At 66.0% G+C, this 22,757-nt stretch carries 18 protein-coding genes and 1 pseudogene; 14 read left to right on the top strand and 5 right to left on the bottom strand.

Annotation, left to right across the window (positions count from 1 at the left end; translation table 11 throughout):
* Positions 1-20 precede the first annotated feature (20 nt).
* Positions 21-1,424 (bottom strand): FAD-binding oxidoreductase, encoded by a 1,404-nt coding sequence (locus CS1BSM3_RS19620; RefSeq protein ID WP_072389773.1) that lies wholly within the window; start codon positions 1,422-1,424, stop codon positions 21-23.
* Between the two features lie 227 nt (positions 1,425-1,651).
* Positions 1,652-2,647, bottom strand: a complete 996-nt coding sequence (gene hemB / locus CS1BSM3_RS19615; RefSeq protein WP_072394104.1) for a porphobilinogen synthase — start codon at positions 2,645-2,647, stop codon at positions 1,652-1,654.
* A 244-nt stretch (positions 2,648-2,891) separates the two neighbouring features.
* On the opposite strand from hemB, the gene CS1BSM3_RS19610 reads away from it, so the two are divergent.
* The 5 genes and pseudogenes from CS1BSM3_RS19610 to dprA all read left to right on the top strand — a co-directional run bounded on the left by CS1BSM3_RS19610 (position 2,892) and on the right by dprA (position 7,097).
* Positions 2,892-3,845, top strand: coding sequence for an aspartate carbamoyltransferase catalytic subunit (locus CS1BSM3_RS19610; RefSeq protein WP_072389770.1), 954 nt, complete (start codon positions 2,892-2,894; stop codon positions 3,843-3,845).
* A 52-nt stretch (positions 3,846-3,897) separates the two neighbouring features.
* Positions 3,898-5,235, top strand: coding sequence for a dihydroorotase (locus CS1BSM3_RS19605; RefSeq protein ID WP_083528743.1), 1,338 nt, complete (start codon positions 3,898-3,900; stop codon positions 5,233-5,235).
* A gap of 45 nt (positions 5,236-5,280) precedes the next feature.
* The gene (plsY, locus tag CS1BSM3_RS19600) at positions 5,281-5,931 is read left to right on the top strand and encodes a glycerol-3-phosphate 1-O-acyltransferase PlsY (protein WP_072389767.1); all 651 of its coding nucleotides are present in this window, start codon (positions 5,281-5,283) and stop codon (positions 5,929-5,931) included.
* Positions 5,918-6,115: pseudogene (locus CS1BSM3_RS28890) on the top strand (DNA-protecting protein DprA); the annotation flags it as partial. The gene plsY and the pseudogene CS1BSM3_RS28890, both read left to right, overlap by 14 nt.
* A gap of 70 nt (positions 6,116-6,185) precedes the next feature.
* Complete coding sequence (gene dprA / locus CS1BSM3_RS19595) at positions 6,186-7,097, top strand: DNA-processing protein DprA (RefSeq protein WP_348532910.1); 912 nt, start codon at positions 6,186-6,188, stop codon at positions 7,095-7,097.
* 14 nt (positions 7,098-7,111) lie between these two features.
* On the opposite strand, the gene CS1BSM3_RS19590 is transcribed toward dprA, so the two are convergent.
* A complete protein-coding gene (locus tag CS1BSM3_RS19590; protein ID WP_072389764.1) occupies positions 7,112-7,324 on the bottom strand; it encodes a hypothetical protein in 213 nt (70 codons plus the stop codon).
* Positions 7,325-7,665: 341 nt separating this feature from the next.
* Here CS1BSM3_RS19590 and topA point away from each other — a divergent pair, with 341 nt between their 5' ends.
* The 7 genes from topA (at position 7,666) to CS1BSM3_RS19555 (ending at position 16,139) form a co-directional block, all read left to right on the top strand.
* Positions 7,666-10,431 carry a type I DNA topoisomerase gene (topA, locus tag CS1BSM3_RS19585; RefSeq protein WP_072389761.1) on the top strand — a complete coding sequence of 922 codons (2,766 nt, stop codon included), beginning with the start codon at positions 7,666-7,668 and terminating at the stop codon, positions 10,429-10,431.
* 20 nt (positions 10,432-10,451) lie between these two features.
* Complete coding sequence (gene rnr / locus CS1BSM3_RS19580) at positions 10,452-12,785, top strand: ribonuclease R (protein WP_244540568.1); 2,334 nt, start codon at positions 10,452-10,454, stop codon at positions 12,783-12,785.
* Positions 12,786-12,943: 158 nt separating this feature from the next.
* On the top strand, positions 12,944-13,417 hold the full coding sequence (locus tag CS1BSM3_RS19575; protein WP_072394098.1) for a DUF983 domain-containing protein: 474 nt from the start codon (positions 12,944-12,946) through the stop codon (positions 13,415-13,417).
* The gene (locus CS1BSM3_RS19570; protein WP_083528742.1) at positions 13,414-14,238 is read left to right on the top strand and encodes an NUDIX hydrolase; all 825 of its coding nucleotides are present in this window, start codon (positions 13,414-13,416) and stop codon (positions 14,236-14,238) included. The genes CS1BSM3_RS19575 and CS1BSM3_RS19570 overlap by 4 nt, the downstream gene beginning before the upstream one ends.
* Before the next feature lie 415 nt (positions 14,239-14,653).
* Positions 14,654-15,268 carry a septal ring lytic transglycosylase RlpA family protein gene (locus tag CS1BSM3_RS27800; RefSeq protein WP_083528741.1) on the top strand — a complete coding sequence of 205 codons (615 nt, stop codon included), beginning with the start codon at positions 14,654-14,656 and terminating at the stop codon, positions 15,266-15,268.
* Positions 15,269-15,460: 192 nt separating this feature from the next.
* Positions 15,461-15,685 (top strand): hypothetical protein, encoded by a 225-nt coding sequence (locus tag CS1BSM3_RS19560; protein ID WP_072389756.1) that lies wholly within the window; start codon positions 15,461-15,463, stop codon positions 15,683-15,685.
* 70 nt (positions 15,686-15,755) lie between these two features.
* Positions 15,756-16,139 carry a VOC family protein gene (locus CS1BSM3_RS19555; protein ID WP_072389753.1) on the top strand — a complete coding sequence of 128 codons (384 nt, stop codon included), beginning with the start codon at positions 15,756-15,758 and terminating at the stop codon, positions 16,137-16,139.
* Between the two features lie 41 nt (positions 16,140-16,180).
* Here CS1BSM3_RS19555 and CS1BSM3_RS19550 read toward each other — a convergent pair whose 3' ends face one another.
* A complete protein-coding gene (locus tag CS1BSM3_RS19550) occupies positions 16,181-16,921 on the bottom strand; it encodes a hypothetical protein (RefSeq protein ID WP_072389750.1) in 741 nt (246 codons plus the stop codon).
* Positions 16,922-17,033: 112 nt separating this feature from the next.
* A complete protein-coding gene (locus CS1BSM3_RS19545) occupies positions 17,034-19,280 on the bottom strand; it encodes a TonB-dependent receptor (RefSeq protein ID WP_072389747.1) in 2,247 nt (748 codons plus the stop codon).
* Positions 19,281-19,522: 242 nt separating this feature from the next.
* Between CS1BSM3_RS19545 and CS1BSM3_RS19540 the strand changes: the two genes are divergently transcribed.
* Positions 19,523-20,641, top strand: a complete 1,119-nt coding sequence (locus CS1BSM3_RS19540) for an energy transducer TonB (RefSeq protein ID WP_174263736.1) — start codon at positions 19,523-19,525, stop codon at positions 20,639-20,641.
* A gap of 274 nt (positions 20,642-20,915) precedes the next feature.
* Complete coding sequence (locus CS1BSM3_RS19535; protein ID WP_072389741.1) at positions 20,916-22,748, top strand: ABC transporter ATP-binding protein/permease; 1,833 nt, start codon at positions 20,916-20,918, stop codon at positions 22,746-22,748.
* The last annotated feature ends 9 nt before the right edge of the window (positions 22,749-22,757 follow it).

Genomic DNA, 22,757 nt, shown 5'->3' with positions numbered 1-22,757 from the left:
CGCTCGCACCGGAGGTGCGATTATGCCGCCGGCAGGATCTTGCCGGGATTGAGAATGTTCTGCGGATCGAGCGCCTGCTTGACCGCACGCATGGCAGCCAGCGCAGGGCCGTGCTCGGCCTTGAGATACTTGATCTTGCCCTGGCCGACGCCGTGCTCGCCGGTGCATGTACCGTCCATGGCGATGGCGCGCTTGGCCATCTTCTCGATCAGGACCTCCGCGGCCGCGATCTCCTTCGGGTTCGACATGTCGACCATGGGCATGGTGTGAAAATTGCCATCACCCACGTGCCCGACGATCGGCGCGCTGAGACCTGACGCGCGAATGTCATCGAGCGTCTCGGCCACGCACTCGGCGAGCCGCGAGATGGGCACGCACACGTCCGTCGCGATGGCTTCGCGGCCCGGGTGCGCGGTCTTCACCGACCAGTAGCTCTCGTGGCGCGCCTTCCAGAGGCGGCGACGGTCCTCTTCCTTCTCGGCCCAGTCGAAGCCAATGGCGCCTTCGCCGCGTGCGATCTCCTCGAAGATGCGCACCTGATCGCGCGTGCCGGCTTCCGTGCCGTGGAACTCGAGGAAGAGCATGGGCTTCACGGGCAGGTTCAGCTTGGCCTGCTCATTGAGGATGCGAACGGTCGCCTCGTCGATCAGCTCCATGCGTGCAAGGCCGAGGCCGAGCTGGATGGCCATGATCACGGAATTGCATGCACCTTCGACGCTCTCGAAGGGACAAACGGCGGAGAGGATGCTTTCCGGGATGCCGTAGAGCTTGACGGTCACCTCAGTCATGATGCCGAGCGTGCCCTCCGAGCCGACGAACAGCTTGGTGAGGTCATAGCCGGCCGAGGACTTTCGCGCACGGCGCGCCGTGCGGATCACGGAGCCGTCCGCCATCACCGCGGTCACGTTCAGCACGTTCTCGCGCATGGTGCCGTAGCGCACGGCGGTCGTGCCCGAGGCGCGGGTCGCGCTCATGCCGCCGATGGTCGCTTCCTCGGCGCCCGGATCGACGGGGAAGAAGAGACCCATGTCGCGCAGGTGATCATTGAGCTGCTTCCTCGACACGCCTGCTTCGACGGTCGCGTCGAGATCACGATCGTTGACCGTGAGAATGCGGTTCATGCGCGAGAAGTCGAGCGAGATGCCGCCGCGCGGCGCATTCAAGTGACCTTCGAGCGAGGTGCCGGCGCCGAACGGAATGATCGGCACGCGATGGGTCCCGGCGATCCGCACGACGTCCTGCACTTCCTCGGTGTTGTCCGGCCAGACCACCGCATCAGGCGGCTGGTTCGGCAGCCATGTGAGTGTGTGGGCGTGCTGACGCCGCACGGCTTCGCCCGTCTGGAAACGCTCGCCGAAGCGCTGGCGGAGTATGGCGAGCGCGGTCGCAACATCGCTGGCGCCGGAAGACTGGGTCTCGGACATCGTGGGCGTTTCCTCGATTTGACGGCGCTAGTGTCCCGATTCCGAAGTTCGCCATACCTCGATGCTAGTGTCTCGAGCGAACTTCGGAATCAAAAGGGACACTAGAAACATAATCTTGCTAGTGTGATTCAGATCGAGAAATTCGCTCCATACCGTACCGCGAGATCTGGCGAATTTCTCGATCATCACACTAGGCGCGCTCATTCATTGGCCGTCGAGCGGCGAAATTACTTCCCGGCGAGGGCTCGCGCCGCCTCGGGCGCGAAGTAGGTCAGGATGCCGTCGGCGCCCGCGCGCTTGAAGGCGAGCAGCGCCTCCATCATGACGCGGTCACCATCGAGCCAGCCATTGAGGGCCGCCGCCTTCAGCATCGCGTACTCGCCGGACACCTGATAGGCGTACGTCGGCACCCCGAAGGCATCCTTCACGCGGCGCACGATATCCAGGTAGGGCATGCCCGGCTTGACCATGACCATGTCGGCGCCCTCGGCAATATCGAGGCCAACCTCGCGCAGGGCCTCGTCCGAATTGGCGGGGTCCATCTGGTAGGTGCGCTTGTCGCCGATCAGCGTCGCATTCGTGCCGATCGCATCGCGGAACGGCCCGTAAAAGCCCGAGGCATATTTGGCCGCGTACGAGAGAATCTGCACCTCGTCGTGGCCCGCAGCGTCGAGCGCGGTGCGGATGGCGCCAATGCGGCCGTCCATCATGTCCGAGGGGGCAACGCAGTCGACGCCGGCATGAGCGAGCGCCAGCGCCTGGCGGCAGAGGATGCCGACCGTCTCGTCATTGAGGATCACGCCGCGGTCGTCGAGCACCCCGTCGTGGCCGTGGCTCGTGTACGGGTCGAGCGCGACGTCCGTGATCACGCCGATCTCGGGGACGGCCTCCTTGATGGCGCGGACGGCCCGGCACATGAGATTGTTGGCGCGCTCGGCCTCGCTGCCGCGCGGATCCCGGAGCGCCCGGTCGACATAGGGGAAGGGCGCAACGGCCGGAATGCCGAGCTTGGCCGCCTCCTCGGCAGCCCGCTGGGCCTCGGCAATATTGAGCCGGTCCACACCGGGCATGTGCGCGACGGGCGTGCGCGCCTCGGCGCTGTCCATGAGAAAGATCGGCCATATGAGATCCGCCGTGGTCAGCACATTTTCGGCCACGAGCCGTCGCGACCAATGGCTCTTGCGGTTGCGCCGCATCCGGACCGCAGGATAGGCACCCAGCATCGCCGGAACAGCAGATGTGCCAGCGGCTGCGGGCCGTTGCGACTCGGCGCGCTCCAGCTTAAACGGCTTCATGAATGCAGCTCCAGGGTGTGTTGTAGGGGCCGCGTGTGGCCCGCCGGCACCTAAATGGTCGAAATCCGGCGCATTCTCGCGCGATGATGCCCGGCTGTCCACGGGTCTCGCGATCGTGTCGCGGGCGGGGCTCTTGCGCCCTTGGAGGGAGGGGCGTAGAAGACCGGCTTTAATGAACACACAGGCACACGCGTCTTTCTACTTCCCCGGGCGCCACCTCCTCACTTGCGAGGGTTTGAGCGCCCAAGAGATCAATTCCCTTCTCGATCTCGCCGACCGGGCCGCCGAGACCAATCGACAGGTGAGCAAAAAGCGTGACGTCCTGCGCGGACGCACGCTCATCAACCTGTTCTTCGAGGTCTCGACGCGCACGCAGGCGTCATTCGAGCTCGCGGGAAAGCGCCTCGGCGCCGACGTCATGAACATGCACGTCGCGACGTCCTCGGTGCAGAAGGGCGAATCGCTGATCGATACAGCGATGACGCTCAACGCCATGCGCCCCGACCTGCTGGTCGTGCGCCACCACGCGGCGGGCGCCGTCGAGCTGCTCGCACAGAAGGTCGACTGCTCGGTCATCAATGCCGGCGACGGCGCGCACGAGCATCCGACGCAGGCACTCCTCGACGCGCTGACCATCCGCCGCGCCAAGGGCCGGATCGCCGGACTGACGGTCGCCATCTGCGGCGATATCCTTCACTCGCGCGTCGCCCGCTCGAACATCCACGTGCTGAACGCCATGGGCGCGCGGGTCCGCCTCGTCGCCCCCTCGACCCTGCTGCCGCCCGGCATCGAGCGGCTCGGCGCCGAGGTCTACACGGATATGTGGAAGGGGCTCGAGGGCTGCGACATCGTCATGATGCTGCGCCTCCAGCGCGAGCGCATGGAAGGTAACTATGTGCCGACCTCGCGCGAGTACTATCACTTCTTCGGGCTCGACCAGGAAAAGCTCGACTGCGCTAAGCCCGATGCGCTCATCATGCATCCGGGGCCGATGAACCGCGGTGTCGAGATCGCCTCGACGATCGCCGATCATTCGCGCAGCGTCATTCGCGAGCAGGTCGAGATGGGCGTCGCCGTGCGCATGGCCGTGCTGGAAGCCCTGGCGCGCCATCTGCCGAACCATTGAGGCGCGCTAACGCGCCCGCACTGCAGACCATTTTGCAAGACGAGGTACAAGTGTGAGGTCGCCGACTGGCAGGGATGGTGCTAAGGCAGGCGCGGAAGCCGCCACCAGCACCGTATTCATCAATGCCCGCATCATCGACCCCGCCTCGGGACGCGACGAGCCGGGCGGGCTGCTCGTATCGGATGGCGTTATCGCCGACCTCGGCGGGCATCTGCGACGCAATGCGCCGCCAGGCGCAACGGTGATTGATTGCGTCGGCCACATTCTCTGCCCCGGCCTCATCGACGCGCAAGTCTACACCGGCGACCCCGGCCAGGAGCATCGCGAGACCCTCAAGACCGCGAGCTTTGCCGCGGCTGCGGGAGGCGTAACGACCATCGCGTGCATGCCGGATACCGAGCCGGTCATCGATCAGGTCGCGCTCGTCGACTACGTGCAGCGGCGCGCCCGCGAGCGTGCGATCGTCAATGTCCACATCATTGCCGCGCTGACCAAGGGCCTCAAGGGCCAGGAGCTCGCCGAGATCGGGCTCCTGCAGCGCGCCGGCGCCGTCGCCTTCTCGAATGGAAAATCCTCGATCGCGAATACGAGCGTGATGCGCAATGCGCTCAACTACTCGAAGGATTTCGAAGCGCTGATCATGCACCATACCGAGGATCCGTACCTCACCGAGGGCGGTGCCATGAACTCGGGCGAGGTCTCGACGCGCCTCGGCCTCAAGGGCGTAAACAAGGCCGCCGAGACGATCGTGCTGGAACGCGACGTGCGCCTCGTCGGCATCACGGGTGGGCGCTATCACGCATCGACCATCTCATGCGCGGAAAGCCTCGCGGTCGTACGTGCTGCGAAGTCGCGCGGGCTCCCCGTGAGCTGCGGCGTCTCGATCAATCACCTGACGCTCAACGAGAACGACATCGGCTCCTACCGCACGTTCTTCAAGGTGCGCCCGCCATTGCGTTCCGAGGAGGATCGCGTCGCCATGGTGCGCGCGCTGGCGGCCGGCGATATCGATGTCATCGTGTCGAGCCACGACCCGCAGGATGCGGACGTGAAGCGCCGCCCGTTCGCGGAAGCGGCCGACGGCGCCATCGGCCTCGAGACGCTGCTCGCTGCCGCGCTTCGCCTCTATCATTCCGACGAGATCGGCCTCCTTCCCCTGCTGCGCGCCATGACCATCAATCCGGCGAAGCTACTGGGTCTGCCGGGTGGCCGCCTCGAGAAGGGTGCGCCGGCCGATATCCTGTTATTTGATCTCGGCCAGCCCTGGGTCGTCGATCGCGAGCAGCTCCGCTCGCGCTCGAAGAACTCGCCGTTCGACGAGCAGAAGCTCCAGGGCCGCGTGCTCAAAACCATGGTTGCCGGGCGCATGGTCTACCAGTACGGTTCCTGACAGCCTGCATCGCAACGCTGTCTTCACTGACCGGATCTGCCCGAGATGTCCTCATCGCTCATCCTGCCCGCGCTGGCGGCGCTCGCGCTCGGCTATGTGCTGGGCTCAATTCCTTTCGGGCTCATCCTGACGCGCGCGGCCGGCCTTGGTGATGTGCGCGAGATCGGTTCGAAGAGTATCGGCGCGACCAACGTCCTCAGAACCGGCAACAAGAAACTTGCGGCTCTGACGCTGCTGTTCGACGGGCTGAAGGGGACGGTCGCCGTTGTGCTCGCGGCCTGGATAGCCGCGTCGTACGGCGTGTCCTCCGGCCAGGGCACGAGCGGCTTGCTGGGAGTTCTGCTCGTGCCTTGGGTAGCGGGGCTCGGCGCCGTCATCGGGCACTTGTTTCCCGTGTGGCTAAGTTTCAAAGGCGGCAAGGGCATCGCGACGTACATCGGTGTGTTGCTCGGCGCCTACTGGCCCGCTGCGCTCGTGTTCTGTGCGGCGTGGCTCGCGGTAGCGGTCGTCACGCGCTACTCGTCGCTCTCCTCGCTGGTCGGCACATTCGTCGTCTTCATTTATTTCACTGTCGTCGGCGGCCAGCTCGTGGTGCCGATCGTCGCCATCATTTCCGCGCTGATTTTCTGGAAGCACCGAGAGAACATTCGGCGGCTCCTCGCGGGAGAGGAGAGCCGCATTGGTGCGAAGGGCTAGCGGGCCAACAGGTGGAAGCAAGGCACCTCTCCCGGTCGCAGCGCTCGGAGAGGCCGAGCGTCTCGCCTGCCTGCGCCTGATCCGCACGGAAAACGTCGGCCCCGTCACCTTTCGCGAGCTCATCAACCACTGCGGCGGCGCCGAGAAGGCCCTCGCAGCCCTCCCCGATCTCTCGCGCCGCGGCGGGCGCAGACTGCCCGTGCAGGTCTATCCGCGCGACAAGGCCGAAGCCGAGCTGGAAGCTGCCCGCAAGATTGGCGCGCGCGCTCTTCACGATCGAGCCGGGCTATCCCGCCGCACTGGCGCACGCAGGCGTGCCACCGCCGATGATCTACGTGAAGGGCCGCACCGAGCTTCTGGCGGGACCGACTGTCGCCATTGTCGGCGCGCGCAATGCGTCCGCTGCGGGACGTGCCATGGCGCGCCAGCTCGCGGCGGGCATCGGCGCGGCCGGCATGCTGGTCGTCTCCGGGCTCGCGCGCGGAATCGATGGCGTCGCCCATGAAGCGGCCCTGGCGACCGGCACGATTGCCGTCCTCGCGGGCGGCATCGATCACATCTACCCACCCGAGCACGAAAAGCTGCACGCCGAGATCGCCGCCCAAGGCTGCCTCGTCAGCGAGCAGCCGCCGGGCTTCAAGGCGCGGGGCAATGATTTCCCGCGGCGCAATCGCATTGTCTCGGGGCTATCGCTGGGCGTGGTCGTCGTCGAGGCGGCGACGCGTTCCGGCTCGCTCATCACGGCACGGCGGGCCGCCGACCAGGGGCGCGAGGTCTTTGCCGTGCCGGGCCATCCGCTCGACCCGCGCGCCGAGGGCACGAATATGCTCCTCAAGCAGGGGGCGACGCTGGTCACGTCGGCCGGGGACGTCCTGGAGGCCCTGCGACCGCAAATGGGGTTGGCGCCGCGGGGCATGGAAGCTGGCGGCGCCTCGATCCTGGAGCACATGCCGGCCGAGGATGCGGATCTGCCCTCCTCTCTGCCTCACGAGGCCGCCCAGCTCGTGGTGCTGCAGGCGCTCGGCCCGGCCCCTGTCTCCATCGACGAGCTCGCCCGGGCGACGGGGCTCGCCGTTCGCGCGCTCAGGGGCGTGCTCCTGGAGCTGGCGCTCGCGGGGCGGATCGAGCAGCAGGGTGCGCAGCTCGTTGCCCTCAAGCCCGACTGAGCCGCGCCGAGGGCTCAGCGGCGCTGGGCCTGGATCACGGCTTCCCGGTAAGCCACGACGAGGACACCGGCCAGGGTGGCGCAGCCGAGATTGTCTGCGATCTCCTTCAGCTCTAGGGTGAGGTCCGCCAGATACTCGAGCTGATCGGCTCGTGAGAGCTTAGCCGATGCCTCGGCATCGTTCTGCGCCGTGTTTGCAGGCGAAAAGTGATGCAATGTACCTGACATAGCGGATGCTGCTCCCCTTGGCTGGCTGGCAACCGCAATATTGGTTGCAGTGAGAATATTATACAATCTAAGGTTGTTCAGCAATCCCAATAGTAGGCAGATCGCTCCCTCCGAAGAATTGTCCACATCCGGGCGGCGATGTGACGGCCGCGCAGATGCACTTATTTAATATATTGATTTATAATACTTAATTGCGAGAGAAGCCGACCGGAACGGCCCGGACAGTTTGACAGGCCCCGCGCCATCACCCATGTTCTCGCGCAATCACCGGCCTCAGTCCTGCCCGAGGCGCGGAGAGTTCCCCCGGGCAGTTGGACCCCGAAAAGCGGCATTGGGACCTAATGAACATCGTCATTGTCGAGTCGGCCGCCAAGGCCAAAGCGATCAACAAGTACCTTGGCTCCGCCTTCAAGGTCATCGCCAGCTACGGCCATATCCGCGACCTGCCGTCCAAGGACGGCTCGGTCGAGCCGGATAAGGACTTCGAGATGCATTGGGACGTGGATGGCCGCGCCGCGAAGGTCGTGCGCGAGATCGCCGCGGCCGTGAAAGGCGCCGACAAGCTCATTCTCGCCACCGACCCCGATCGCGAGGGCGAGGCCATCTCCTGGCACATTCTGAAGGTGCTGGAGGAGAAGAAGGCGCTCAAGAAGGGCCTGCCGATCGAGCGTGTGACCTTCAACGCCGTGACGAAGCAGTCCGTGCTGGACGCCATGAAGGCCCCGCGCGCCATCGACGCGCCGCTGGTCGAGGCTTATCTCGCCCGCCGCGCCCTCGATTACCTGGTCGGCTTCACGCTCTCGCCGGTGCTCTGGCGCAAGCTGCCGGGTTCGCGCTCGGCCGGCCGCGTGCAGTCCGTGGCCCTGCGCCTCGTATGCGACCGCGAGCGCGAGATCGAGGCTTTCAAGACAGAAGAATACTGGACGATCGAGGCCCTGCTCGCGACGGCCAAGGGCGAGGACGTCCGCGCACGCCTGACCGCCATTGCCGGCACGGCGCTCAAGAAGCTCGATATCAAGGACGGCGTCTCCGCGAACGCGATCAAGGCCGCCATAGAGAACGGCGACTTCGTCATCACGTCCGTCGACAAGAAGGCGACGCGGCGCAATCCGGCGCCCCCCTTCACGACCTCGACGCTGCAGCAGGAGGCCTCGCGCAAGCTCGGCTTCTCCGCCAAGCAGACCATGAACATCGCCCAGCGCCTGTATGAAGGTGTCGACATCGACGGCGAGACCGTCGGCCTCATCACCTACATGCGAACGGACGGCGTGCAGATCATTCCCGAGGCGATCGGGCCGATCCGCCGCTCGATCGAGGACACGCTCGGCAAGCGCTACGTCGCGCCCTTCATCCGCGAGTACAAGACCAAGGCGAAGAACGCCCAAGAGGCGCACGAGGCCGTCCGCCCGACGGACGTCTCGCGCCGCCCCGAGCATGTCGCGCGTCACCTCCAGCGCGACCAGGCGCGCTTGTATGAGCTGATCTGGAAGCGCGCGGTCGCGAGCCAGATGGCGTCCGCCGAGCTCGAGCAGACGACGGCCGAGATCGAGGTCAAGGGGCGCGACGGCAAGGTCTACGGCCTGCGCGCGACCGGCTCCGTCGTGCTCTTCGATGGCTTCCTCAAACTCTACGAGGAGGGCCGCGACGAGGAGGACGAGGAGAGCCGCCGCCTGCCGCCGCTCGCCCAAGGCGATCACCTCAAGGACCGCGGCATCGACGCCAAGCAGCACTTCACCGAGCCGCCGCCGCGCTACACGGAAGCGACGCTCGTCAAGAAGATGGAAGAGCTCGGCATCGGCCGGCCTTCGACGTACGCCTCGACGCTCGCCGTGCTCGAAGATCGCGGCTACGTGCGCATCGACCGAAAGCGACTCATCCCCGAGGACAAGGGCCGCCTCGTCACGGCCTTCCTCGAAGCCTTCTTCAAGCGCTATGTCGAATACGATTTCACGGCCGATCTCGAGGAGAAGCTCGATCTCATCTCGGATCACCAGCTCGACTGGAAGCAGGTCCTGCGCGATTTCTGGAAGGATTTCACGGGCGCCGTCGATGAGACCAAGGAGCTGCGCGTCAGCGATGTCCTCGAAGCGCTGAACGAGCTGCTGGGCCCCCACATCTTCCCCGACAAGGGCGATGGCTCGGACCCGCGCGCCTGCCCGAGCTGCGGCGAAGGCCGCCTCTCGCTCAAGACCGGCAAATTCGGCGCCTTCATCGGTTGCTCGAACTATCCCGAGTGCCGCTTCACGCGCCAGCTCGCCGACACCAACAACAATGGCGAGGAAGCGGCGAACCCCGATGGCAAGCTGCTCGGCTATGATCCCGATACAGGCCTTGCCGTGACGCTGCGGACGGGCCGCTTCGGCGCTTATGTGCAGCTCGGCGAACAGGGCAAGGACAAGGAAGACAAGCCCAAGCGCAGCTCGATCCCCAAGGGCGTCGATGCGGCGAGCGTCGATCTCGAGAAGGCGTTGCAGCTCCTGAGCCTGCCGCGCGAGGTCGGACTGCACCCGGAGACGCAGAAGCCGATCGTCGCCGGGCTCGGCCGCTACGGGCCTTTCATCCTGCACGATGGCATGTACGCCAATCTCGAGTCCGTCGAGGACGTCTTCACGATCGGCCTCAATCGCGCCGTGACCATCCTCGCCGAGAAGGCAGCGGGTGGCGGCAAGAGCCGATTCCAGCGCGGCAAGCCGACCGTGCTCAAGGATCTCGGCGCGCACCCGGATGGCGGCGGCAATATCCAGGTGCTCTCGGGGCGCTATGGCCCCTACATCAACTACGCCAAGATCAACGCCAACGTACCCAAGGGCAAAGAGCCGACGGCCGTGACGGTCGAAGAGGCGATTGCCCTTCTCGCCGAGCGCGCGGCCAAGGGCGGCGGCAAGACCGCCAAAGGGCGCAAAGCGGCGAAGCCCGCCAAGGCTGCGGCAGAGAAATCGGCCGAGGCCAAGCCCGCAAAGAAAGCGGCCGCCAAGCCGAAGAAGGCTGCTGCGAAGAAAGCCGCTCCTTCTGCCGAGAAGCCCGCAGGCAAGGCGGCGCCGGCCAAAGGCAAGTCCAAGGCTGCAGCGAAGAGCCCTTCCCCGCGGCGCCGTGATGCCGCTGAATAGGTTCAACTGAAAGAGCGCGCGTGCCGAAGAAGCAGAAGCGCCGCGAGAAGCCCGATCGGCCGAGCCGGTCGGGCAAGCCGCATTCAGAGCGCAAGAAGGCGCCATTGCCGACACGCGAGCAGTTGCTCGAGTATCTGTCCAGCACCACGGAGAAGGTCGGGAAGCGCGAGATCGCCCGCGCCTTCAACATCCGCGGCGAGGATCGCATCGCTCTGAAGGCGCTCCTCTCGGAGCTGGCGACACAAGGGGCAATCGTCGGCAACCGCAAGGCCGTCAAACCGCGCGGCAAGCTCCCGCCCGTCGGCGTGCTCGAGATCATCGCGCGCGATGACGAAGGCGAGCTCATCGCCGTGCCGACGAACTGGGAGGCCTCCGAAGGCGAGCGGCCGAAGATCCTCGTGCAGGCCGCGCGCCGCGGCATCGGCCCGGATGGCGACGGCGCACTCGCGATCGGCGACCGCATTCTCGCGCGCATTGCCCGCGTCCGCGATACCGATCCCTTCGGCTATGCGCACGAAGCCGAGCCCATCAAGCGTCTGCCGCGCGAAAGAAAGCGCCTGCTCGGCATTTTCCGTGCCTCGAAGCGCGGTGGCGGCGGCATGATCGATCCGATCGACCGCAAAGATCTCAAGGAGTGGCCGGTCCGCGCCGGCAATGAGAGCGATGCCGATGACGGTGAGCTCGTGCGCTTCGACATCGTGCGCCGGCATCGCGAAGGCGTGCCAGAGGCGCGCGTCGCCGAGCGGCTCGGCAATCCGCAGGACCAGCGCCGCATCAGCCTCATTGCCATCCACACTCACGGTTTGCCGGACGGCTTCCCCGATCCTGTGCTGGCCGAAGCGGAAGATCTCCCGGAAATCGAGACGCACGGCCGCCTCGATCTCACTCAGTTGCCGCTCGTGACCATCGATCCGGTCGATGCGCGCGACCACGACGACGCCGTGCTCGCCGAGCCCGATGCCGATCCGGCCAACGAGGGCGGTTTCATCGTCACCGTCGCCATTGCCGACGTCGCGCACTACGTGCGCCCAGGCTCGCGCCTCGATCGCGAGGCGAAGACGCGCGGCAACTCGGTTTATTTTCCCGACCGCGTCGTGCCGATGCTGCCGGAGCGCATCTCCAATGACCTCTGCTCGCTGCGCGAGGGCGAGGTGCGCCCCTGTCTCGCGGCGCGCATGGTCTTCGACCGTCACGGCGACAAGCGGCGCCACACTTTCCATCGCGCGCTCATGCGCTCAGCCGCGCGGCTCTCCTATCAGGAGGCGCAGGCGGCAATCGACGGAAGCGCGAGCGCGCGCGTCGCGCCTATGCTGGAGAAGGCGCTCAAACCGCTCTGGGCCGCCTATGCTGCGCTTGCCGCCGCACGCGACCGGCGCGCGCCACTCGATCTCGATCTTCCCGAGCGCAAGATCGAGCTCGGCGAGGATGGCATGGTCCGCCGCGTGCATGTGCCCGAGCGGCTCGACGCGCATCGCCTCATCGAAGAATTCATGATCCAGGCGAACGTCGCCGCCGCCGAGACGCTGGAGCAGGCCCGCGCGCCCGTCGTCTATCGTGTGCACGACCGGCCGAGCACCGAGAAGCTCAAGGCTCTGCGCGAGCTGCTCGAGGGCCTCGATCTCAGCCTGCCGCCGGGCGACCACATCCGCCCGAAGCACTTCAATGGCGTGCTCGCGCGCGCCAAGGACCAGCCCTATGCGGAGTTCGTCAACGAGGTGATCCTGCGCTCGCAGGCCCAGGCCGTGTACGACACGGCGAACCTCGGCCACTTCGGCTTGAACCTGCTGCGCTATGCGCACTTCACCTCGCCGATCCGTCGCTATGCCGACCTGCTCGTGCACCGCTCGCTCATTGCGGCGATGAAGCTCGGCGTCGGCGGTATGGCGCCGGAGGAAAAGCCGGAGCTCAAAGAAACGGCCAAGGCAATATCTGAAGCCGAGCGGCGCGCCATGGTGGCCGAACGCGAGACCATCGATCGCCTGATCAGTGCCTTCCTCGCGGACCGGGTGAACGCCGAGTTCGCCGGCCGCATCTCCGGTGTCACGCGTTCAGGACTATTCGTGCGCCTCAAGGATACGGGCGCCGACGGCTTCATCCCGGCCTCCACCCTCGGTGGCGGCGAATTCTGGCGCCATGCCGAGGAGGCGCACGCGCTCATCGGCGACCGCAGCGGGCGCGGTTTCCGCCTCGGCGATCAGGTCGAGGTGCGCCTTGTCGAGGCCATTCCCATGGCGGGCGCGCTGCGCTTCGAGATGCTCACCGAGCCCGGACCGATGCCGGGTCATGCCGCGCGCGGCGGCGGCTCCCACCGGCGCGGTCCCCGCATGGGAAATCGCCGTCATAGACGCCGCTGACAGCACGATAGAGCGGGGCCGCACGTGTGCTCGTGACGCACCCCACCATGCCGTTTGCGCCATGGACCTCGCCGCCCATAGGCATTATTTCCACGAACGGCGACATGCTGAATATTCCGGCAGCGGTGCAGGCCCGGTCGCCTGGAAGGGCGAAGACGATGACCCAAACCCATCTCCCCACCTCGAATGCTGCAGTCGACCCGCTCGCGCCGCGTGATACGTGGCAGGCCATGGGGCGCGGTCTGATCGGCAAGTGCCCGGCCTGCGGCGAGGGGCATATGTTCAAAGCCTACCTCAAGGTTGCTGATACGTGCGATCATTGCGGCGAGGAGCTCCACCACCAGCGCGCCGATGATGCGCCGGCCTACTTCACGATCTCGATCGTCGGGCACATCGTTGTTGCAGGCGCCCTCATCCTCGAGCGCTGGCTGGCCCCCGAGACGTGGGTTCACATGGCCATCTGGCTGCCGCTGACGCTCTTTCTCTGTCTCACGATGCTGCCTGCGGTGAAGGGTTCGCTCATCGGCCTGCAGTGGTCGAAGCGCATGCATGGCTTCGGCGGCGTCGCGGATACGCCGGAGCCGGCGCCGGTTGCCGCTGGTGAAAGTGCCAATGCCGGGGGGCGGCGTTGAGCGAGAACGAGTCTTTCAAGGCCCTGGTTGCCGAGCGCGCCGCGGCAAAAGCCGCCAAGCCGGCCGCCAAATCCTCAACTCCTGTCCTTCGCCCCCGCGACGCGGCGACGCTCATCATCATCGACAGCGACGGACCGGCCCCGCGCATTCTGCTCGGCAAGCGCCGTGACGACCTCAAGTTCATGCCCGGAAAGTACGTCTTTCCGGGCGGGCGCCTCGACGCCGACGACAAGATCATGACGGCAGCGCGAGAGCTGCGTCAGAGCGAGGCCGAGAAGCTTCTCCTCGACATGAAGGGACATCCCAGTCCCGCCCGCGCCCGCGGCCTCGCCATGACGGCCGTCCGCGAGACCTTCGAGGAAGCCGGCATCATCATCGGCGCCACGGCAGCAGATGCGCCCGCGGAGATCGCGCCGCCGTCCGAGAACCCTTCTCTCGAGAGCCCTGCCGCCAAGACCTGGCGCCAGTTCCGAGCGTACGGTTTCGCGCCCAACCTCGCGCCGCTGACTTTTCTCGCCCGCGCCATCACGCCACCGGGCCGGCCGCGCCGCTTCGATACGCGCTTCTTCTGCGTCGAGGCTTCTGCCATCACCAAGAGCACCGATCACAACGATGGCGAACTTTCCGGCCTCGTCTGGATGACGCTGACGGAGAGCCGCGAGCTCGATCTGCCGCCCATCACGCGCGTCATTCTGGAAGACCTCGCTGAGCGTATTTCAAAGCGCACGCTCGACGACCCCTCCGTACCTATCCCGTACTACTTCAATCGCCACGGAACCTTCCGCCGCGAGATGCTTCATCTGGCCGCGCGAAGCGCCTGATTGCGCCCACTTTTCTGACACATTGCCGTTGTGGTTCTCACGAGCCACACGCTAAGCCGTTGCTTATGCTCGCATTCAAAATAACGGACCCCTCCTATTGCGGCCTTCTGACGCAGAAATTGTGGCCAAAATCAAACACCTGATGAATCGAATTCAGACGTTGTGGTTGACGCTCTCTCCTCCCCCTGCTTGTCTGGCCGGGCCAGAAGCGCGGCGGGATCAACGCTGCGGTTTGTCAGCCGGCGACGGGGGACCATCTGGCGGTCCGAGCGAGGGAGCACAACACCGAAGTCCGATGAGAACGCGGTAGCCCGACATTCGGCTTACCCCGGCTTCAGGTGTCGATGCGCGTGCTGAGCCTCCACCACGGGACTGCATCCTGCAGCCCAGTCGCCTTTCAAAATCTGGAGGTTGCATGCGTATCCTGCGAGTTCTGCCGATTGCTGTCGGCATGACCGTGGCCGCTCTGGCTCAGCCAGCTTCGGCAGATACCGTCTACAAGTTCGTGAGCTCTAGCAGCTACAGCGACGGCCAATCGAGCCGTTCCGGTCGCTCCAACCTCGGCGCCACCGATATCCGCAAGCCCCAGCGCGCCGAGCGCAAAGCATTGCGCAAGAGCCGGTCGGCCCGCGTACGTGATGTCGACCGCTCCGAGCGGCGGCGGGCCTCCTCGCGTCGGGGCACGCGAGTGGCGTCCCTCGGCAATGACGTCGGCGTGAGCAGAAGCGGCCGCGGCGGCGGTGGCGGTGGTCACCATGGCGTTGCTTCGTACTACTGGCAGCCCCAGCGCGTGGCTTCCGGCGGCTGGTTCAATCCGAATGCCATGACGGCCGCGCACAAGACGCTGCCCTTCGGCACCCGCGTGCGTGTGACGCATGCCGGCAACGGCCGCTCGGTGGTGGTCAAGATCAATGACCGCGGGCCCTACGTCAGGGGGCGCATCATCGATCTGTCGAAAGCAGCTGCCGGCGTCATCGGCATGCACGGCCAGGGCATCGCCCAGGTTCGCATGGAAGTTCTCGGCCGCTGAAAGTCCACACGGCTGGAGCCTGAATTGTGAGCGGCGCGCCTGATCGGTGCGCCGCTTCATTTTTCCGTGCGCGCCCGAAAAGCCGGAAAATCGTGAAACCTCCACGCAGTTCACTGCGTCTCAACATCGAAGGATGAGGCAGCGACGACCTTCCGTGGAGCCCGAGGCGCGCCGCCCAGAGGAGTGGCAGCGATGTACGAGAGCGAAATCGATGATCCCCAGCCGCCGGTACGCCGGCTGGCGCCGAGCGTCATGCTCGATGCGCAGGAGGTGGCGGCGCTCTCCTCACTCATGCGTGAACTGAGGGACATCACCCAGTCGCGCGGCACCTTCCGAGCTGCCGGGGCCTTCCTTCGCCGGATCGGCGCGGAAAGCGAAAGCCCGCGCATCGTTCCTGCAGATCAGCTCGACCGTTGAGGCGCTTGGCCTCGCCCCCTACCGCACGCTACGCTCTCCCGAACGAACCATCACACACGGGAGGCACGACATGGCGACATTCAAGTGGGACCACATTCATCTGCGCAGCCCCGATCCCGAGGCGACGGCGGCCTTCTATGAGCGCATGTTCGGCGCCGAAGTGATCCGCACGGTGCAGCAAGGCAAGACGCGCATCGACCTGAAGATCGGCGGCGGCAGCGTGTTCATTGCCCCCGTGACGCCCGGTGACGGCGTCGCTTCTCCGCCCAAAACGCCCTACCAGGGGCTCGATCATTTCGGGCTCGAGGTGACAGGCATCGATGCCATCGTCGCGGATCTGAAGAAGAAGGGCGCCGAGTTCACCATGGAGCCGAACAACATCCGCCCTGGCGTGCGCATTGCGTTCCTGCGCGGCCCCGAAGGCGTTTCGATCGAGCTCCTCGAGCGGAGCTGACGACCGCTGCGGCACGCGGCTCTCGCTAGTGTCCTTCGCTCTCAGCAGCGCTGCTTGATCTCGGCTTCGAGCTCGGCGCGGACTTCCCTCGCGAGCGCTGCAACGCGCGCGCGATGCGGAGCGTCCATGCCCTCGACGTCCCGGCTGAAGGTGTCGATCGCCCACTCGAGCTCGGCACCCGCAAAGCGCAGCTTGCCGCAATCGAGCGTCTTGCGCAGCGCGCGATAGGCGAAAAGGCGGGTCCCGTTCGCGAACTCTGCCGGCGTCGGCGCCCGCATCATCCACGACTGCTTGGGATCGGCAATCATCGCGCGCAGCAGGGCGAGGCAATCCACGCCAACGCCGCAGCGGGTCGTGTCCTGTTGGAGATCGCTCTCGGTCAGCGCCTTGGGTGCTTGCGGCGCAGCAGCCGGCGGTCGCGGCGGCACGACCGGCGGTGCCGAGATCGCGAGGTCCGGTGGCGCCGGCTTCTGCTTCGGAACAGGCGGCGGCACTGGCGCGCGCGGCGCAACGGGTGCTGCCACGCGGGGCCGCACGGGCTCGGCTACGGGCGGCTGGGTCTGCGGCCGGAAGGTGTAGACCACTGTGGGCGGCGGGAGCGAAGCACGCTGAACTGTCGTGCCGTTGCTCCACGTGTCCTTGAGGGATACGGCCCCCTGCTCGCCTTCAGCTTCGACCGATTGCGTGTACCGCTCGGGCGGCGGCTCCTCCGCGCATCCGGCCAAGCCGATGGCAATCGCGGCTGCAAGCGCAACCGCTGAAACATGTCGGCACTGACGCATCCCAGAGGTTTGCAATGGCATCCCGGTCGCCCGGACGAAATGAACAATTCGACCGTTAGACTATGGGGCACCCATTAAGTTCCTCTTAATGCTGTCAGACCGCGTGCCTTCTTCAGTTGTATCTCACCACGCCGTAGAGCCTGATCGTCCGCCCGGGCTGCAGAACCTCGTCCTTCTTGAAGGAGACGTGATTGCGCACGTCCTGGTCGAGCAGGTTCTCGCCTCGTAGCCCGATCGTCATGCTCGTCGATATGCGGCCGTCCACCGGCGCGAGGCCGAACGTATAGGAGAGATCGGCGTTGAGCAGCGTGTAGCCGTCCGTCGGCGTATCCTTGGCATCGTCGCCGGCCACCTTGTTCTGATCGAAGGCATGAAGTGCGAAGACGCGCGCGAGCCAATTGGCATCCCGATAGTAGATGCCGGCGCCGAGACGATGCGGCGGAATGCGTGGCACATAGCCATCGCCGACGAATTTCGCATTCACGAAGTCGTACTGCCCCTCGAAGCCGATCACACCGCGCGCGAAGGCGAAGGCATCCCACTGCGCCGACAGCTCGACGCCACTGAAGATCGCGTCGCGCTGGGAGAAGACCACCTGATCGGCGTCAGCATGGGCGTGATCGTCATGATCATCCTCATGGTCGTGATCGCCGCCGCAGGTCGCGAGCGTACCGTCGCACGCAAGGCCCGTGAAGCGCTTGAAGATGAAATTGCGATAGCGGGTGTGGAAGGCGGCCGCGTCGAAGCGGAATGCGCCCCGCGCCTTCTTGAAGCCGAGCTCGATGGTCTCGGCCTTTTCGATCTTCAGATTGGGATTGCCGATCTCGAACGTGTCCATGGCATGGTGCAGGCCCTTTGAGAACAGCTCCGGGAGCGCGGGCGCGCGCTCGGTGTACTGGCCCGAGAGACGTGCGACCACGCCGAGAGGGAGCTCATAGAGCACGCCGAGACTTGCGCTCTTGGGCGCGAATGTGCGGGCGCGATCCTCGACGTGATAGTGCTGGTGATCGCCGTGATCCTCGATCTCGACACCCGTGCCGCGAACCCTGACGCTCTCGATGCGGGCCGCGGCCTGGAGCTTGAGGCGGCGCGTGAGCTCGAGCTCCTCGAACCAGAAGGCGGCAATGCTGCTTCCGCGCGCGGCAGGATCGATCAAGCCATCCATCTCTTCCGCGAGATGGTCGTCATAGATGAAGCCGCGGACGCGCTTTTTGTCGAAGTGCACGCCGACAGCGCCGCGGAAAATGCCGATGGGCGCGTGCCATGCCTGATGCTGCACCTCGAGGCGGGCCTCGGTCTGGCGGTTGGTGAAGCGGCTCTCGATCTCGTCATGGAAATGATCGTCGTGGGCGTGCGCGACGATCTCGTCGTGCTTGTACCAGGTCGTGCCGAACCAGAAGCGGATGGTCTCGATGCCGTAGTCGCGCACGCGCCACTCGCCGCGCGACTGCAGTTTGTCCTGGTGCATATCGATGCGCGGGCGATGGTCCTCGGCCTCCTTGCCCGGAATGCCGTAAAAGCTGTCGAAGCGCGTATAGGAAACGCCGATGAAGCCGCTCTCTCCCACGATGGAAGCGCCGAGCGAATAGCCGGAGCTTTCGACAAAGGAGTTGGGTTGAATGCCGTGTGGTGTCTTGTAGTCATCGGCCTGCCGGCGGAAGGCATCAGCGTAGAGGACGATGTTGCCGGCGCCGGCCGTGACCTTGAAGCCGCCGTCATGGCCCTTATCCACCGAGTTGAGGCCGCCTTTGACGACGGCGCTGAAGCCGTCCTTCGGCATGGCCTCGGGAATGCGGCCGTTCGAGACGTCGACGACGCCGCCAATGGCCTGCGAGCCATAGCGCAAGGTCGCCGGCCCACGAATGATCTCGATGCGCTCGGCGGCAAAGGGGTCGATCGGCACGGCATGGTCTTCGGAGAGCGCCGACACGTCATGCGAGCCGATGCCGTTCTCCTGGACGCGCACGCGATCCCTGTCCTGCCCGCGGATGATCGGGCGGCTCGCGCCGGGTGCAAATGTGGTGGCGGCAACGCCCGGCTGCTGGGCTGTGACATCGCCGATGTTCTGGACGGCGAGTGGCGTAATCTCCGGCGTGTTCATCACCGTGATCGGGACGAACGCGTCCTCATCGACGACGAGCGTGCCGGGCGGGGGCGCGGCCGGTGCCTCCGGTGCCGTCGGCGCTGCCGCCGTTGCAGGGCGCGGCGCAGGGGCTGGGCGCGGCCGCTGTATCGGGCTCGGTGTCGTCACGACGATCCCCGGAAGCTGGACCTGCGCAGCGGCGCTGTCCGGAAAGACCGCAATTGCCCCCAGAAGCACGACAGATCCCTGCCGTACCGCATCCCCCAGCCACTTCATGCCCCGGCTCCCTGATCAGCTCTAGTACGCTATAACGTTACTGTTATAGTATTACGCTCAGGCTTTCGGGCGCCGCAAGTGGGCAATGAACCGAAGACAGTCACGGCAGATCAGTTCGGCGGAACGTGTGGCAGCGCGACAACGCCTCTGGAAGGCGATGCCGATCACGTCGCGTCATCGTGTGCCGAGTCGGCTTGCGCGGCCACTTGATCGGCATCACCGAACGTGGTGGAGAGCAGACGTTGGTTCGCGCACGGTTGCACGAGATGTCGGACGAGGCCCCTCAGACGCTGCTGCCGCCGCTCGGCGAGCACCGGCCGACGCGTGCCGAAAACGTGCCGACCGAGTCCGGAGAGGCCGCTACTCCGCTTCTGCTCCGGCCGGAGGATCAGGCTTCTGGGGCCGCAGCCGACGCCGCCGACGGCCCCCTCGCTGCGGTGCCGCCGCTAGCCCCTGCGGATCCCGAAGCCGCGCCGCCCGTCGCCGCGCGGCATTCGGCACGCCATACATCCTCGATGCTCGCGGCCGTTGGCGCCCATCTGTTCGTGCTTGGGGCCCTCATCTCAGCGCCTCTACCGGAGTACGGCGGCGGTGGCAGCGGGCAGGAAGCCATCAGCGTCTCGATCATCTCGGCGTCGGCCCTCGATGCGCGCGATCCCAATGCCAACGTGAATGCCAAATCAGCCGTGGCACCCATGGCGCCGCAGCAAGGGGATGATGTCGCCGATACCGTGGCTGAACGTGAGCAATCCCGCCGACCTGAAGAGATCAAAGAGCGCGCCACAGAAAAAGATGCTGTCCCGGATGAGCAGGTCGCCGCGCCAGCCCAACCCGCGCCCGAAGCCGTTCCAGACGAAGCTCCGAGGCTGACCAGTCCGCCGCCGCCTCCCGAAGAGACAAAGGTTGCATCCGCCGAGCCCCCGCCGGAGCCGGACACGCCCAAAAAGGAAGAGAACCCGGCCGAGAAGAAGACCTCGCAGCAGGCTCCCGACACGCGAACCGAGGGCGGAGAGGTATCTAGTGGCCACGACTCTGAGAATTCCCGGCAGGCAGCAGCCGCCAATGCGGCCCAAGGGAAACGCTTGGCCTATGGCTTGGCTGTCCAGGATGCACTGCTCGCCGTCGATCAGCGCGACGCCAAGGCCATTGTTTCAGCGTCCAAGCTCAAGGGGACGGTCTTCATCAAGCTCGTACTCGACGCCAAAGGTACGCTCGCGAGCGCCGAGATCTTCAAATCGAGCGGTAACCGTCGGTTGGACGAGGTTGCCCTGCTCCTAACGCGTCGCGCCACGTATCCCCCGCCGCCGCCCGGCATCGATACGGCGGACCTCTCCTACATCGCCCCGGTCCGCTTCCGCTGAAGCGCTAGCGGGCGCCTCGAACCTTATGTTGCATCGCAAAATCATCGCTCTCGCTTTTGTCAAAGTCGGCCGTTAGACTTCACAAGCTCGTGAAGGCGGCATGTGAACCTCCGACGGGCACCGATTGCACCACGCCGCGCACTCGAGCGCCCGCATTCCGGGCTCAGATCAGGACACGTAGGCCTCACATGGGTCGGCTGCCGGTTCCCACGAAGCGGAGTTGGGTGCACGCGTCCTCGCGCCCGTTCGTCATTCCCCCTCGGAATTTCCGCAGATGACAGCCACCGGCGCCGGGACACCCGACGCATCCGAGCCTGCGCCTGCCGCAAGCGCGCCGAACCTCGACCTCGACTGGCGCGTGATCCGCCGCTTCGCGCGCTTCGCCGGCGGCTTCTGGAAGGGCGATGGCGCGCGCCAGGCCTGGACACTGACGATCACGCTCGCCGTCTGCCTGCTTCTCAGCACATCCGCGACCGTCGCACTCAATCACTGGACGCGCTGGTTCTTCGACTCCCTCGAAGCGCGCAATGCCCTGGAGCTCTGGGAATCCGTCCTGGTCTTCCTCGTCATCATCGCGGCAATGGCGGCGATCGGCGTCGGCATCGTCCTCACGCGCGAGCGCCTTCAGGTGCATTGGCGCGCCTGGATCGTCGGCGAGGTGGTCTCGCGCTGGCTGGCCGGCCGGCGCTTCTATCATCTCGCGCACACCGGGACGCAGCCCGCCAATCCCGAGTACCGCATCGCGGACGACTCGCGCTGGGCCAGCGAGCCGCTCGTCGATCTCGGCATCGGCCTCGTCACGGCGATCATCTCGGCCGCGGCCTTCATCTCCATTCTGTGGTCCGTCGGCGGCTCTTATACGCTGACGCTCGGCGGCAGCAGCTTCACCATCCCCGCGTACATGGTGCTGCTGGCCCTCGCCTACGGCATCGTCGGCTCGCTGCTCACCATGTGGATCGGCCGGCGGCTCGTCGGCTACGTCGGGCGCAAGAACGAGGCCGAGGGTGATTTCCGCTTCGCGCTCATGCGCCTGCGCGACAACGCCGAAAGCATCGCCATGCTCGGCGGCGAGCAGAGCGAGCGGCGCATTCTGGCCCGCATCTACGATACGGTCGTTCAGCGCTGGCTGCGGATCGTGCAACAGCACGGCCGCCTCACCTGGATCACGAACTCCATCGGCCCGATGACGCCGATCGTGCCCTTGCTGTTCGCCGCGCCGAAGTATCTCCAGGGCGAGCTGACGCTCGGCGAGGTGACACAGCTCGCCGCCGCCTTCTCGCAGGTGCAGATGGCCATCTCCTGGGTCGTCGACAATTTTAACCGCATTGCCGAGTGGTACGCATCGGCACGCCGCGTCATGGACATGGTCGACGCCTGCGACGGCATCGATCGACGCCATGCCGACGGGCGCGGCATCGCGATCGCGCCCTCGCCGAGTGAAGGCCTCGTGCTCGAAGGCCTCGCCGTCCATGATCCGAGCGGGCGCCCCCTCGTCGCGCGCGCCGACCTGATGGTGCCGCCGGCAACGTCGCTCTCGATCTCCGGCGACACGAGCTCGGGCAAGACCGCGATCGTGCGCGCCATTGCCGGTCTCTGGCGCGAAGGGCATGGCACGGTGCGCATCGGCACGCAGGCGCGGATCATGATTGCCCCGCAGCAAGGCTATCTGCCGCTCGCGACGCTGCGCGAGGCTCTGATCTATCCGGCTTCCGGCGAGCCGCTTGCAGATGGCGAGATCGTTGCAGCGCTCGACGCGGCCGGGCTTGGCCATCTTGTCGACAAGCTCGACGATACTGGCCGATGGGATCAGTCGCTTTCCGCGGGCGAGCGCCAGCGCGTCGCGATTGCGCGCCTGCTGCTGCACCGTCCCGATGTGATCATTCTCGACGACGCCATGACCGCCCTCGATGAAAGCGCGCGGGCGGACCTCCTGACGGCACTACGCGCAAAAGTGCCGGAAGCTGCGATCCTCAATGTCGGCCAGTCGCCGCGCATTCTTCCGGGCGCGGGGCACATGCTCACGCTCGAGCGCCAGTCCGGCGGCACCGTGCTCAGCCAGCCGACGCAGCCCTATGATCCCAAGCGGCCGCTGACGACCGACGCATAGGGGCGTGCG

This window comes from Hyphomicrobium sp. CS1BSMeth3, from assembly GCF_900117415.1.
Classification (GTDB): Bacteria; Pseudomonadota; Alphaproteobacteria; order Rhizobiales; family Hyphomicrobiaceae.
The sequence above is the reverse complement of the archived record's forward strand: the minus strand, read 5'-3'. Positions and strand labels throughout refer to the sequence as shown.